Source organism: Rosenbergiella gaditana, from assembly GCF_018494065.1.
In the GTDB taxonomy this organism is placed as follows: domain Bacteria; phylum Pseudomonadota; class Gammaproteobacteria; order Enterobacterales; family Enterobacteriaceae; genus Rosenbergiella; species Rosenbergiella gaditana.
On sequence record NZ_JABBFR010000001.1, the window covers coordinates 1 to 13,586 of the forward strand.

Below are 13,586 nucleotides of genomic sequence, written 5' to 3' on the forward strand. Positions count from 1 at the left end.
CCTGCAGAGCCCCGGCTTTGGTTCCATGCTCGACGTATTTCGCTGCATAACCTGACTCGTGCAGAATTAACCGTATCGTGTCGTTTTCGCCAGTACCGGTAACTGCTGCGGTGTATTCCCAGAGCGGAACACAGGCTGACAACCGTATGGCTGTCACTCAGTTTGGCCGCTATCGTGAACCGTTCAGCGAGTCGGACATCAAGAGTGCAGTAGCCTTTTTTAATATCGTATTTTGTTCCTCCAGACGGCGAACCTGCTTTTCCAGCTCGCGGATACGTTGCTGGTCTGGAGTAATGGGCGTAGCAGAGGGTTTTATCCCCTGGCGCTCTCGTCTGAGTTGGCGTACCCAACTTTCGAGGGTGGTAGAACCGACGTTCATCGCTTCACTGGCTTGACGATATGAGTAGCCCTTATCAACAATCAGTTGAGCACATTCCAGCCTGCACTCAGGAGTAAAAGTACGTTTAGTTTTTTTGTTCATCAAGTCACCTGTTTTATGTTGTGGTGAGAATATCACCTTTGATCAGGTGGCCAAATTTACTGTGCCACTACAACAGGCTGCGTTGTCAGCACATGGCTGCACCAGCGCAGACATCTTTTCCTGAGCCGTATTATCCGGTTTGCGAACTTGGTCGTGATTTCACACTGCTCTCGTGGGTGGGCAAGCACATCGGTGAGGTGGAAAACTCGACCTGTCTGGAACTCTCACGCGAGCATATCCACCAACTTAAAAACTGGCTGGACTGTGCCAATACGACTTTTGCTGAAAAAAACGAAAAGTGCCTGATGCCTCGGGCCCGGCTGCAAGACGTTTTCGCGGTGCGTGACTGTCTGGAAAGCCTGCTCAGGAATTTTGATTTTGAACATGAACACCTGTGGTTTTATGCCACATGGTAACTCTTATTTTGAATATCCCGATGGCGGGTGCATCTGCGCGTCCGCCTCAGTTCTAAAACGTCCCGTTCCCGTTGTCGGATTATTGGTCGCTGTACGTTTTATTAGCCGTCATGACAGCTGTACCTGGTTTAACTGGGGACAGACTGATGCCATTCCCGGGGCGCACCTTCCTCTCCACATATGTTGAAACTAGACAATGTGGCGCGTTAATTTTCAGTTCCCCCAGTACAAGCCTTTCGATGCACTGGAGAAGCCAATGACCTTCAACGCCGGAGCCAGTTTGCTCATGCGGACCGGCACACCGTTGACCAGCTCGAGTGTAAACCGGTTACGCTTGTCGCGCGCAAGTGCAGTGGACAGCGCTGCCAGTGCTGCGGCAATGAATTCCGTTTGTGCTGCATCATCCGGGTCGATATAGGTGAACAACTGGCGGCCGCCTTGCGGCAGGTAGAGCACGAGATGGCCGCCATCGATAACGACTAAGGCGCCTGCTCTTCGGGCCGGCCGCATCAGAGAGGCATGAGAAGGCCAGGGAAGAATAGTCCCGAAAGGGTTACCCGGATCCACCGCACTGAGCGCGACGGCAGTGGGTACCGAAGGCGTTTGTTCGGCCAGTTCGCGCAGGCGGTCCACGGTTGTACGCTCGGCGAACTGGGCAGCCCCGAGTCCGAGTACAAAGCGACCGCGGATCACTCGCCCGGTGTCCTCCATGCCTCTGAATACGGGCTGCAATGCTGAAAACCCGCCAGGGACGTTTTCATAGACGGTGACATTGCGCGTCACCACGGCGTAACGATCAAGGAGACCTTCGGTCCATGCCAGGGCTTGCACTGTATCGGGAAGGGGGTCTGTGCGTATCAGCGACCACCGGCCCGCCAGGGTCGCCGCATTGAGCGAATGAAACTCCTCGGAAACCGCAGCCGACGAGAACCCGCGCAGACCTCGCCTTCTGCGCGAGGACAGTGCCCGGGGCCGGGGTTGTTGCGCTACCTGGGCAAGTGCGCGTAACGGTGTCCAGGTGTCATTGGTGATACAACCCGCCCAGACGAGGTCCCACAGGGTCGCGTGTAAATTATCAGACAACATGTCGGGGGCGTCGCGCCGATCGGGATACTCCCGGGCCAACTTGATCTGTACCTGCGCAACCAGTTGGCGCACAAAGTATGCGCCCCCGTCGGCGAGCAATTCGAGGATCGCATGCTGCAGAGGCGACATGTCTGGTGCGCCAGAGGCGTGTGCCGCCATGGACAGGGTTTCGGGGGCAAACTCCTGGAGGTGCAAAGCCACCAAACCGTCGTCGTTACCCAGTCTGCCGTGGCCTGACCATAATACCGTACCGCTGGAGAGGAGTCCGTCGAGCATGTCAGGCGCGTAGTCGCGTACGCGTGCGGGCAGGATCTGTCGTTCCCAGACCGACGCAGGCAACGGCATCCCCGCCAGTTGCTCGATGACTTGCAGGACGCCTTCCTGGCCTTCCAGCGCGCCGCGAGCCGGGTTCCAGCCCTTAACAGCGGCACGTTGTGATGCATCAGTCACTAACCCTTGCCGTTCGAGCAGAAGGCGGGTGTAGGCCTGGCGGGGTACCGGCTGGGTGGCCTCGCGTGCGGCCTGTAATGACCGGATACGTAAACGCCGGAATACCTCGTCGCCCACCCATTCGTGCTGCGCGAGCGGTCCGGCATCACTGCTGCCCTGAGTGGGGGATTGCACGTTGCCTCTCATCCTGAAACGTCCGGACAGAAGCTTGCCCTGTTCGGCAATCTGCTGCAGCGCAGCACCGGCCACCGATACTCCCAGACCGAAGGCCGAGGCCGCGTCACCCGTGGTAAATGGCCCGCGGGTGCGGGCGAATCGTGCGAGCAGGCCGCGCAGCGGCTTGATGGTGGGCTCCAGAAATGCCGCCGGTAGCCTGTCAGGAAGAGCCACGCCTAGCGCATCACGCAACCGTCCGGCATCCTCGATACTGGCCCAGTGCTCTCGTGTGCCGATCCTGATACGGATGATACGTCGTTCTGCCTCAAGGCTGCTGAGGAAAGTGGCGGCTTCGTCGGCCCCATTGTCCAGGCGCGCGGCAACGTCCTGCGTGCAAAGTGGCCCGAGTTCGCGCAGCAGATCGGCCACGCCCTCCTTGCCCCTCGCTCTGTAGCCAGCCGCCAGTCGCTGCAGCTCCTGATCAAGCTGTTCTATCACCAGGGGGTCGAGCAGTTCACTCAGCTCAACTTGTCCCAGAAGTTCTCCCAGCAAGGCACTGTCCAGGGCAAGCATAGAGGCACGCCGTTCGGCCATCGGCACATCCGTCTCATACATGAACTGTGCAATATAGCCAAACAGCAGGTCAGTGGCGAAAGGGGACGGTACTTCTGTGGTGACTTCAACCAGCTGTACCGTACCTGTATTAAGTCGGCGCATGAGCTCATCGAGCGCATCGAGGTCGTACACGTCCTGCAGGCACTCGCGTGCGGTCTCGATCAGTATCGGAAACTCAGGATAATCCCGGGCGATCTCCAGTAACTGAGCGGCACGAAGGCGCTGCTGCCACAGCGGAGAGCGTCGGCCAGGCGTTCTCCGTGAAAGCAGTAGCGCACGCGCGGCACACTCACGAAACCGTGCGGCAAACAGTGCCGAGCTTCCGACAGCGGTGGCAACGGTGTGTCGCAGTTTGTCTGGTTCGAAAAGGAATAGCTCCGCACCAGGCACCCGGCCCGTATCCGGGAGGCGCGCCACAATGCCATCGTCACTGGACACCACGGCCGGATCGATTTTCCAACGCTCGCGGATGCGTTGAGCAATGGCCAACGCCCAGGGCTCATGGACCCGACGCCCATAGGGTGAATGCAGGATCAGGCGCCAGTCGCCAAGCTCGTCATGGCATCGCTCGATGATTAGCCTGCGATCGGTGGGGAGCACACCTGTGGCAGCACGCTGCTCGGACAGCAGTGCCAGCATGTTACCGATGGCATTTCCGTTCAGGCCGATGGCCTTCAGGCGACTTTGTGTACCGGGCCCGGGGAGTGGCGCATCAGCGGCTCCGGAGATGTCCGGTTCGAGCTGGCCTAGGAAAGCACCGATGGCCTCTCCCAGCTCGGCAGGCCGACCGATACCATCTCCGCGCCAGAACGGCAGGCGGGCGGAACGACCCGGAGCCGGGATGACGACCACCTGGTCGCGGGTGATTTCCTGAATGCGCCAGGACGTCGCCCCCAGAGTGATAACATCGTTGATGTGCGACTCGTAGACCATTTCTTCGTCGAGCTCACCCACCCGGCGTGAGCCAGCACGTTCCTCACCTTCGGGCAGAACGACGCTGAACATGCCGCGATCGGGGATAGTGCCACCGCTGGTGACCGCCAGCTGTTGTGCGCCCGGACGTGCCGACAGCTGACCGGTTTCCCGGTCCCAGACCAGCCGGGGCCGGAACCCGGAAAAATCATCGGAGGGATAGCGTCCCGCCAGCATATCCAGCGTGGCATCGAACGCCGTGCGGGGGAGTGTGCGGTAGGGTGCGGCGCGGCGCACGGTGGCGTACCAGGCGTCGACATCAAGCGGCTCCATCGCAACGGCGGCGACCGTCTGCTGTGCTAACACATCCAGTGGATTGCGGGGCGGGGCGATGGCCTCAATACGGCCGTTCAGCATCGCCTCGACGATAACTGCAGAGTCGATCACGTCGCGTCGTGTGCGAGGATAGACTAGCCCGGTTGAAATGCCGCCAACCTGGTGCCCGGCGCGCCCAACACGTTGCAGTGCGCTGGCGACAGAGGGGGGGGCTGATACCTGAATCACCAGGTCGACCAGGCCCATGTCAATGCCCAGTTCCAGGCTTGAGGTGGCGACCACGCAGCGTAACTCACCGGATTTCAGCGCCTGCTCGATCTCAGCACGATGCTCTTTGGACACCGACCCGTGGTGAGATCGGGCGATTGCAGCGGCAACGCCATCGGCGCGCGCCTGGGTGCTGCCCGCCGTCGATTCGTACTGTACAGGAGGAGCCCCCTCTGTTGTGGGTGTAGTCTGTTCAGCGCCTGCCAGTCTTGCTGCATAGGCTTCATTGAGGCGCGCGGTGAGCCGCTCTGCCATGCCGCGGGAATTGGCGAAAACGATAGTGGAGCGGTGTGAAAGCACCTGCTCCAGAATACTGGCCTCCACATGCGGCCAGACAGAGCCGGGGCGGCCATTGCCCGCGTTTTCGCCGGGTTCACTTTCCGGGATGTTCGACATGTCTGCTACCGGTACCACGATGCGCACCTCAAGATGGCGCATCGATGGCGGGGCTACAACGGTGACAGGTCGCTCGCCTCCCAGGAACTCAGCCACCCGTTCCACGGGGCGTACGGTGGCGGATAACCCGATGCGTTGCGCAGGCGTTTCCAGCAGCGCGTCCAGCCGCTCCAGGCTTAGAGCCAGATGCGATCCACGTTTGGTACCCGCTACGGCGTGGATCTCGTCGATAATGATGGTACTGACGTCGCGCAGCGCTTCTCTTGCCCGGGAGGTCAGCATCAGGAAGAGAGACTCCGGCGTCGTGATGAGAATGTCGGGAGGTCTGCGCACGAGACGGGCGCGCTCTGCTGTCGGCGTGTCGCCGGTTCGCAGGCCGACTGTCAGCACTACGTTGGCATCGCCCCGTCGCTGGCGCTCCTGCATTATCCCCTGGAGCGGCAAAGACAGGTTGCGCTGCACATCTGCCCCCAGAGCCTTAACTGGCGAAATGTAGAGCACCCGGGTTTTCGTTGCACGTCGCCGGGCGTTCTCGGGGTCCGAAGTGAACGCAGCTGCTTGCTCACTGAAAAGTCGATCGATGGCATGCATAAAAGCAGCCAGCGTTTTGCCTGAGCCGGTAGGGGCGATGACCAGCGAATGGTGCCCTCCGCCGATTGCCGACCACGCAGCATCCTGCACCGCCGTGGGCGTACCGAACGTGGAGACAAACCAGTCCCGGGTGGCTGCTGTAAACTGTCCGCCCGACAGAAATTCGGTTGATTGGGAGCTTGTCGTCACGAGATAATCAGCCCCGGGTCGCTTTGAGAGCTGCGTTCCAGGCCCGCTGCGCCCATTCCGTCAGTGTTTCATTATCTTCAAGCACATCCACCGGCACTTCGCAGTACGATTTTAGCGCATGATCGTTGCCCCCGGCGACATAGCCCAGCGCGTGTGAGCCTGCTGCCTCATAGTCGGCACGGCTTATATTATCCACCTTGAAATACAGCGATCCTTTCCAGACCATCGCGAATACCAGCCCGTCACGACAGAGTGCGACAGCGCCAAACAGGGGGCGTGTCGTGATGGGAGCCCAGCCTGAGAGCTCCCCCGCGTAGTGCAGGGCCAGCGCTTTACCTTGTCCGGTGAGTTTGGTCATGTGTTACTCCTGTTTAATGAAAATGGCCTTCGACGATAGCTGGCGGGTCTCGGCCACAGGGTGACTGATCCGGTTTGCTGGGCGTCGTTAAACCGAGGGCTTTAAACGTTGAGGCACTGCTTTGAGCGCCAGCCGGTAGGACTGTTTGATCAGTTTTTCTGCCAGTTCCCGGGTCACGCCTTTGCCCCCTTCGACGGATACCCAGTGGCGCTTATCGAGGTATCTCCCGGGCGTCACGTTTTCATACTGCTCACACAGGGAATCTATCTGCCCCGGCTCTGCCTTGACCGTGATGATCGGCTCATCAGGATCATCGGTGATGATGAGGAAGACTTTGTTGACGACCTTGTAGACGTCAAGTTTTTCGACAAACGGACGACCGTGGCTGACGCCAGGCAGTTCAGTGGCCAGGCGGCGTGCCAGAGGCTGCAACTGACGTCTGGAGACGCCTTTATGTGCCGGCTGTGCGGCATTGCCAATACGCCTTTGCGGCAGATTCGCCTGGACCAGCAGGTAAGACTCCTTGATCTCTCGATGTAACAATGCCTTCGTGATGGACTTGCCGGCAACGACAGACAGCCAGTGGCGCTTGCTCATGCGATGAGCCGGTGAGATTTCTTCAAATTGACCGCGCAGGATAGCGGCCCGAATGGGATCGGCCTTCACGATAACGGTGGCCTTACCGTCCACCTCACCGATCAGCATGAAGACTTTGCCCTGCAACTTGTAGGTCGCCCAACAGCTCCCCATTGAGTGGTCGGTCGTGACACCCGTTAACGATCGTGCATAGTCATCGGCAAGATGAACGAGGTTCTGTATATCCATGGGCACTCCTGACACGCTCTGCGCTATTCAGCGGATGCGGGAACGGATGTACGTCCCGATAGCCTGAACCGCTTTTTCAGCCTCAGGGAAGCTGTTAATGAAGAACGGCCAGGTATGTATCATTCTGTCCCCCTTTATCAATCCGACGTCAACGCCCGCCTCATGTGCCTTGTGTACCAGTGCTGCGGAATCGTCAAAGAGGACTTCATCCGTCCCCACCAGGACGAGCAGCGGCGGCAGACCCGCCAGGTCTGCATGCAGCGGCGACACCAGGGCATCCATGCCACTCGCCTCGGTACCGAGGTAGTGCTGACGGCACAGTTCGAGGAATGTGCGGGTGATGATGGGATCGTCCTTCATTTTGGTGAAATGCGACCCGCTCTGCAACGTCAGGTCTGTCCAGGGAGAGATAAGCACCGCAGCGGCGGGGAGTGATTGACAGCCCTCGCGCAGTGATACGAGCGTGGACAGCGCGAGCCCTCCGCCGGCAGAATCACCAACGATCACGATTTGGTCTGTACAGATGCCCTGGGTGAGCAGCCATGCATAGCTGCGCTTCGCATCGTCGAGCGCGGCCGGGAAGGGAGATTCCGGTGCCAGGCGGTAATCCACCATTAGTGCCCGGTAGCCGCTTGCACGGCAAAGTGCAGTGACGAAGTTGCGGTAGACGACGGGATTACCCGCTACATAGCCACCCCCGTGCAGATAGAAAATCACCCGGGACGGATCAGATCCTACCGGTTCGACCCACTCGGCAGGCACGCCGGCCGCGTCAACCGGCCGGAACATGACGTCAGATAAGGAGGACTGGTCACTGCCTAACGCATCGAAACTGGCTCTTAATTTTCCGATGTCGGTCAAGTGATCGAGCGGAACGGGGTTGGCACGCCGTTGCGCGATAAAATTCTGAAACTCCTGGCTCAATAACATTCATTTCTCCAAAGTGTCCATTGGGATGTCTGAAGGTGACGGTTGTACGCACCTGGACTTGTCTGGCAATGTCAGTACGGGACGGCTCTTTTTGCCCTCCGTATCTGTGTCCCACGCCCCCGGTGACCATATTAATAATTGCCATTATGAGCCATAAGTGGCATAATTTATAGCGTTAAATGGCTTTTTAATTGCAAATAACGGACATCTAATGGGTAAGTTGCGATGGTGAAAGAGGTATTTGATGAGTGCGATGTCGCAGCCTGCCGTTGAGCGGTTGACGTATAGCCCGGCCAGCCCCTATCCCTTTGATCTTGAGGTGTTCCGTTTGTCGGACCTTAAGCGTCGCTCGACGGTGCAGGCCATGCGCAGGACTTACTGCTATGAATTCTACATGTTGATCTGCGTGACCGAAGGGCAATGCACGCACTTCGTCGATTTCGAGCCTGTTGAATGCATTCCGGGGACATTGCTCACATTGCGGCCTGGTCAGGCCCACAACTTCGGCACCGAGGAGGACTGGGATGGATGGATCGTACTGCTTCGTCCGGAATTTCTGCTTCCGGCAGAGGCTGAAATAGTCCCTGTTCTGAATCGCCTTGCGGGAAGCATCAGCCTTGATTCGACAGAACTTAAACGAGCCACGCAGGATATTCAGTGCCTCCACGACGATGCCCGCCTGGGGTTGCCAAAGCGATCTGAGGAGCAACTTGGCGCTGAGGCGGAAGACGTTTCGGCAAGCTGTCTGAGCGTCGAGGTGCATGCATTGTTGCGTTACCGTTTCTGCGCGCTGCTGACCTGGCTGACTGTCCTGCATGGGCAGCGTCAGGATCCTGCATCGCAGCTATCGGGGATGTTGTTACGGTTCAGGCAGTTCCAGGAACTGGTGGACGAGCGTTTCTCGCAGTGGAGTCAGGTTGGTGACTATGCAAGCTACCTTGGCTGTACTGAGAAGAGTCTGACGCGTGCAACTCTGGCAGTCGAGGGGATCAGTGCCAAAGCGTACCTCTCAAAACGGATCGTGCTGGAGGCTAAACGGTTACTCATACACACGGGGTTGCCCATCGGTGAATTGTCAGAACGTCTTGGATTCGGTGAGGTTGACAGATTCAGCAAATTCTTCAAGAGGGAAACTCGTTTTACGCCGAAGGACTTCCGCAAACGCGCGACGATTCCCTGATCGCATGAGGAGCGACCCGCTTCACAGCACCATAATAGAGGCGATGCTCGCCACAAACCCGGTGCATGTTGGTATCGAGTCCACTATCCGGCGGTAATCGATGTTCGCTTACCTTGCCATTAGTCGTATCGAAAATACTAAAGGAGAAAATTATGTCAAACGCACTACCCGTCTACGCGCAACACTATAGTGATGAAGAACGTAAACTTGCAGACCATCTTATCGGTCTGGAAAAGTCAGCACTGGATAAGTGGTTCAAGGGAGACACATCCGGTTATGAATCGCTCTGGTCAGAACGCAGCTTCAGTTACTTTGATGCTGTCGTGACCGAAAGGGTCGATGACTATGAAACGATCAAAGAGTTTTTGAAATCCATTGACGGCAAGCTGTTTGCTGACAGCTATGATTTCCGCCATCCGCGGATACAGGCGGTAAAAGATATGGCCGTGCTGACTTATCAGCTGTACGCGAAAACGAACCTGATTGATATGGAATACAACGTTATCGAGGTCTTTCAGCGGGAAGAGGACAACTGGAAAGTTATCCACTCCACCTGGTCATTTATCCGTCCGATGGATAAAAAATTCCCTGGGATAGCGACTGTCGTCTGATATGGCGATATGCTCTGAGAAAGGGCAAACGATAAAAGGTTAAAATTCTGGCCCGCCTGTCTTCCCCGAATGTCGGGTTATGAGCAGAATGACGAATGTAAAGTTTAGGGCCGGGTCAGGACAGATATACGTTCACTATATGGGAGTGATGATGAAAAGAGAGTCGTTATTCAGGTACGTACGGGAGCATTATAATTCGGAGCCGGAATATCTGTGGAGTAACCTGCCGGATTATGCCGTGCTTCGTCATCATAATGGTGATAAATGGTTTGGTATCGTGATGAGTGTACCCGGTACAAAGCTGGGGCTGAAAACGGATGATGCAGTCGACATACTTGACGTTAAGGTCCGGCCGGAGCACATCGGGTCATTACGTCAGAAAGAGGGTATCCGACCTGCTTACCATATGAATAAAGAGCACTGGGTCAGTGTAATCCTATCCGGACCGCTGTCGGCAAAGGAAATACATGAGTTGCTTGCCGACAGTCATGAAGTGACTTCCTGACAATTTATTCAAGAAGATGGGAGACGCGTGCAAGGTGATTTTGCCATAGCACATCTCCCTAAATATTCATTGACACGCCTTTATCACGTGCCGCGCCCAAACCTTCCAGCGCTGGCCAGGATAAATGGTATTTCAGTTCGGAAAGATAAATAGCAATGGGGCGGGGCACGTTTTTAACCCGCTCGCGCTTTTCTGCCAGCTGGTACAGGCGCACCAGCAGCATGCGCTAGGCGGTAATGATTTTGCTGTTGCGCATTGAGCCAATCACATAACAGCCCCCCTTCATCAAATATCCTATTAAGCGAAAATCCGGTTGGGACATTAATGGCATTGAGCAAGGCCAGCTCTTCAATTTTCCCGAAAAAGGCTTTTATCTTATCGGCAATACCCTGAACGTAGTCGCCGTTATACACATCCCGAATGGTTGAGGCAGTATTGTTGAGATCTTCAAAGAGGCCGTGGAGTACGGCCAATCGCGAAAATGGATAGCGCACGCGCCCTGGTTACCAAAGGACGGAGAATCGCACAGGTCAGCCGCTGTAACCGGCGCAATGACGAAGCGGATGCCGAAATCCTGCCTGCTATCCTCGATATCTTCAGCGGCATGCCTGCGACGGCTACCGACGCGTATGGGGCCTCCTGCGTAGACAACGTCGCATAGAGGGGCTGTCGCCGGTAAATACGATACGGCTTTACCGGATAATGAGTGTGCATAACCTACTGTTAATTCAAGATAAAATAGAACTTACTTATCAACTCTCTGTGCTGCAACGAATTCATGGTGCTAAAACTTGCGTAGTGCTTCCTTTCGTCATCGATACGCCCAACCAGCAGGAACAGGCGGGATACCGTTATGAAACTGTCATTAAAGAATTAATGCGTAGCGTTCCTCAGGATTATCAGATGATACTGTGTGCAATGGAGAATGATTCATTAAATGAATTTAAACATGATAGCTAATGCTATTGTGTTAAATTCAAAGAGACTTCTAACTGTTTCACAATACGATTCTTTGAGGTCTGAATATAAATCTATTCAGGCAATAGTTACAGATCAAAGTGATAAGGAATAAATAAGGTTAGCTACTCAATCTTCATTTTAGATAATAAAAAATAGAGGTAAAGTATGATGGCAGGCCATCCTTGGCCTCTATTTCTATCTTCTTTGAGTAAACTCAAATGGTCTGACCATATCGTTGCTGTTAGCATCAACGAAATCAGCCCACCACTGAAGCATCAGGCGGCGTTGATCAAAGTGTTTAGCTTTGTGGGTATAAGCTGCTCGGACACTGTTGCTTTCCTTATGGCTCATTTGAAGCTCTACAGCGTCTTCTGACCACAAACCTGACTCAATTGAGGCACTACAGGCCAGTATACGAAAACCGTGTCCACAGATGTCCTGCTTCGTGTCATAGCCCATATTGCGAAGGGCTTTGTAGATGGTGTTTTCACTCATGGGCTTAAACGAGTCATAACAGCCAGTAAAAATTAATCCGTCATCATGACCTTCTTCATAAGTCAGTTGTCGGATCTTTTTTAGTATCCTCATGGCTTGCTTACAAAGGGGAACGAAGTGTTTACGCTTCATTTTTGCCCCACGAGTCGAATGTTTGACGTTTTAAATTGCTTCACGTTGTTCCGGGATAACCCATAAAGCACTTTTAAAATCGATCTCTGACCATCTGGCGAAACGAAGTTCACTGGAACGAACAAATGTCAATAGGTTGAGCTTTATAGCCAGCACTGTGAGCCTGCTCCGTCCCTTGTAATCATCAATACGCTTTAGTAAGGCTGTTCATCTCTTCCAGTTCAATTGCAGGGCTGTGTTCTGTCTGAGACTTCTGTATAGCGCTTTCCAGATCATAGGCAGGGTTGAAGCGGATAATCTTTTTCTGCACAGCATATCTCGGGATAGCGGTAGCGTATTGTTTTACTCGCATAGCGATTTCGAGGTAGCCGAGCTCTTCAATCTTCTTAATTGGAACCAACAGGTCACCCGTATCTAACTCACCGATATCTTTGTTGCCGATATCAGGAAATAAGTAAGTTTCAAGACGAGTCCAGACTGAGCGTTGATAATCTTCTGACCATGTGGTTTTAGTTGTAAACCAGTTTTTAGCCACGGATTTGAAAGCGCGGGTATTGTTACGCTTTTCCAGCTTTGTTTTGTTGTCAGCCTGTTTTTTAGCGCTGGGATCAACTCCTGATGCTAAAAGCTTTTTGGCCTCATCACGGCGTTGTCTTGCATCAGCAAGTAAAACAACAGGGTAGACACCTATCGAATAGAGTTTTTGCTTCCCGTCGAAACGGTAGGCTATCTGCCAGTATTTGAACCCTTGGGGATAACGCGAAGGAACATACCAAAGCCATCAGTCAGCTTGTATTCCTTCTCAAGGGGTTTGGCATTTTTTGCTTTAGTATCAGTAAGTGGCATGACGGCATCCCCCGTTTGTTGGTAAAAGCGCAATCGAACTACCATTACCCACATTTTTACCAGCAAATGGGTATGGCTTCGAGTGATTTTTAGTGAATGAGGGTGAACCTGAAGAAGGGGATAAGCAACTGATAGAAATGCAGAAAGCAGACGTGAGTGAGCGTCTGTCTCCCTTAAATTGGCTCCTCTGACTGGACTCGAACCAGTGACATACGGATTAACAGTCCGCCGTTCTACCAACTGAACTACAGAGGAATTGTCGTGAAGACGGGAAAGATAATAGTGCCGTGCCGGGTGCTTGTCAAAGCTCTTTTTCCATTAAACGGTGCGTTTGCTGGCTAAATAACCAAGCTGGCTAGACTCTGTCCAATCGTAGCTGCACTAAAAGATCGTCCTTTGCCTCATCAAGGTGCAAACAGGTTGGGTGGCGCGAGAAATAGAGGGGGAGACGTGACGTTTTAAAGGGATTTATAATGTTGGCCCAATAATTGCTTTCTAGATTCACTTGCGGCGAGTCCGACGCCACTTATCCTTGGTAGGAGTGAACCATGAATCTACGACGCTTGAAATATTTTGTGAAAATTGTCGACACCGGTAGCCTGACTCGCGCAAGTGAAGTCCTCCACATTGCCCAACCGGCGCTTAGTCAACAATTAGCCACCTTAGAAGGTGAGTTTAATCAACAATTATTGATTCGTACTAAACGCGGAGTCATTCCCACTGACGCGGGTCAGGTGCTTTATCATCACGCGAAATCGATTCTTAAACAGTGTGAGTTTGCTCGGGTAGCGGTATCGTCCACACAATTGATGACCCAAACCGCATAATTCTCTGCTGTTAACCAGAGCC

At 54.6% G+C, this 13,586-nt stretch carries 8 protein-coding genes, 1 tRNA gene and 5 pseudogenes; 6 read left to right on the forward strand and 8 right to left on the reverse strand.

Features of this window, described 5'->3' with window-relative positions:
• Nucleotides 1–517, reverse strand: a pseudogene (locus HH682_RS00005) (transposase); the annotation flags it as partial.
• Nucleotides 518–573: 56 nt separating this feature from the next.
• On the opposite strand from HH682_RS00005, the gene HH682_RS00010 reads away from it, so the two are divergent.
• A complete protein-coding gene (locus HH682_RS00010) occupies nt 574–897 on the forward strand; it encodes a hypothetical protein (protein ID WP_214235039.1) in 324 nt (107 codons plus the stop codon).
• Nucleotides 898–1,110: 213 nt separating this feature from the next.
• On the opposite strand, the gene HH682_RS00015 is transcribed toward HH682_RS00010, so the two are convergent.
• From HH682_RS00015 to HH682_RS00030, 4 genes are all read right to left on the reverse strand, one after another.
• On the reverse strand, nt 1,111–5,895 hold the full coding sequence (locus HH682_RS00015; protein WP_214235041.1) for an ATP-dependent helicase: 4,785 nt from the start codon (nt 5,893–5,895) through the stop codon (nt 1,111–1,113).
• Between the two features lie 7 nt (nt 5,896–5,902).
• Complete coding sequence (locus tag HH682_RS00020; protein ID WP_214235043.1) at nt 5,903–6,253, reverse strand: TfoX/Sxy family protein; 351 nt, start codon at nt 6,251–6,253, stop codon at nt 5,903–5,905.
• An 87-nt stretch (nt 6,254–6,340) separates the two neighbouring features.
• The gene (locus HH682_RS00025) at nt 6,341–7,078 is read right to left on the reverse strand and encodes an MmcQ/YjbR family DNA-binding protein (RefSeq protein WP_214235045.1); all 738 of its coding nucleotides are present in this window, start codon (nt 7,076–7,078) and stop codon (nt 6,341–6,343) included.
• A gap of 27 nt (nt 7,079–7,105) precedes the next feature.
• Nucleotides 7,106–8,008 (reverse strand): alpha/beta hydrolase, encoded by a 903-nt coding sequence (locus HH682_RS00030; protein ID WP_214235047.1) that lies wholly within the window; start codon nt 8,006–8,008, stop codon nt 7,106–7,108.
• A gap of 244 nt (nt 8,009–8,252) precedes the next feature.
• Between HH682_RS00030 and HH682_RS00035 the strand changes: the two genes are divergently transcribed.
• The 3 genes from HH682_RS00035 (at nt 8,253) to HH682_RS00045 (ending at nt 10,304) form a co-directional block, all read left to right on the forward strand.
• A complete protein-coding gene (locus tag HH682_RS00035) occupies nt 8,253–9,188 on the forward strand; it encodes an AraC family transcriptional regulator (RefSeq protein ID WP_214235048.1) in 936 nt (311 codons plus the stop codon).
• Nucleotides 9,189–9,340: 152 nt separating this feature from the next.
• Entirely contained in the window at nt 9,341–9,799 is a 459-nt protein-coding gene (locus tag HH682_RS00040) for a nuclear transport factor 2 family protein (protein ID WP_214235050.1), read from the forward strand.
• Between the two features lie 151 nt (nt 9,800–9,950).
• Nucleotides 9,951–10,304, forward strand: a complete 354-nt coding sequence (locus HH682_RS00045; RefSeq protein WP_214235520.1) for an MmcQ/YjbR family DNA-binding protein — start codon at nt 9,951–9,953, stop codon at nt 10,302–10,304.
• Between the two features lie 73 nt (nt 10,305–10,377).
• On the opposite strand, the pseudogene HH682_RS00050 reads toward HH682_RS00045, so the two are convergent.
• A pseudogene (locus tag HH682_RS00050) lies at nt 10,378–10,732 on the reverse strand (MFS transporter); the annotation flags it as partial.
• 9 nt (nt 10,733–10,741) lie between these two features.
• On the opposite strand from HH682_RS00050, the pseudogene HH682_RS15640 reads away from it, so the two are divergent.
• Nucleotides 10,742–11,048: pseudogene (locus HH682_RS15640) on the forward strand (IS3 family transposase); the annotation flags it as partial.
• Nucleotides 11,049–11,459: 411 nt separating this feature from the next.
• Here HH682_RS15640 and HH682_RS00060 read toward each other — a convergent pair.
• Together HH682_RS00060 and HH682_RS00065 are read right to left on the reverse strand one after the other, a co-directional pair.
• Nucleotides 11,460–12,737 (reverse strand): annotated as a pseudogene (locus tag HH682_RS00060) (tyrosine-type recombinase/integrase).
• Between the two features lie 179 nt (nt 12,738–12,916).
• Nucleotides 12,917–12,992: transfer RNA gene (locus tag HH682_RS00065), tRNA-Asn, on the reverse strand.
• A 293-nt stretch (nt 12,993–13,285) separates the two neighbouring features.
• Between HH682_RS00065 and HH682_RS00070 the strand changes: the two are divergent.
• Nucleotides 13,286–13,531, forward strand: a pseudogene (locus tag HH682_RS00070) (LysR family transcriptional regulator); the annotation flags it as partial.
• Nucleotides 13,532–13,586: the final 55 nt, after the last annotated feature.

Coding starts and splice junctions, on each gene's coding strand:
- HH682_RS00020 (WP_214235043.1), bottom strand. CDS start 6,253: ATGACCAAACTCACCGGACAAGGTAAAGCGCTGGCCCTGCACTACGCG.
- HH682_RS00010 (WP_214235039.1), top strand. CDS start 574: ATGGCTGCACCAGCGCAGACATCTTTTCCTGAGCCGTATTATCCGGTT.
- HH682_RS00040 (WP_214235050.1), top strand. CDS start 9,341: ATGTCAAACGCACTACCCGTCTACGCGCAACACTATAGTGATGAAGAA.
- HH682_RS00030 (WP_214235047.1), bottom strand. CDS start 8,008: ATGTTATTGAGCCAGGAGTTTCAGAATTTTATCGCGCAACGGCGTGCC.
- HH682_RS00045 (WP_214235520.1), top strand. CDS start 9,951: ATGAAAAGAGAGTCGTTATTCAGGTACGTACGGGAGCATTATAATTCG.
- HH682_RS00025 (WP_214235045.1), bottom strand. CDS start 7,078: ATGGATATACAGAACCTCGTTCATCTTGCCGATGACTATGCACGATCG.
- HH682_RS00035 (WP_214235048.1), top strand. CDS start 8,253: ATGAGTGCGATGTCGCAGCCTGCCGTTGAGCGGTTGACGTATAGCCCG.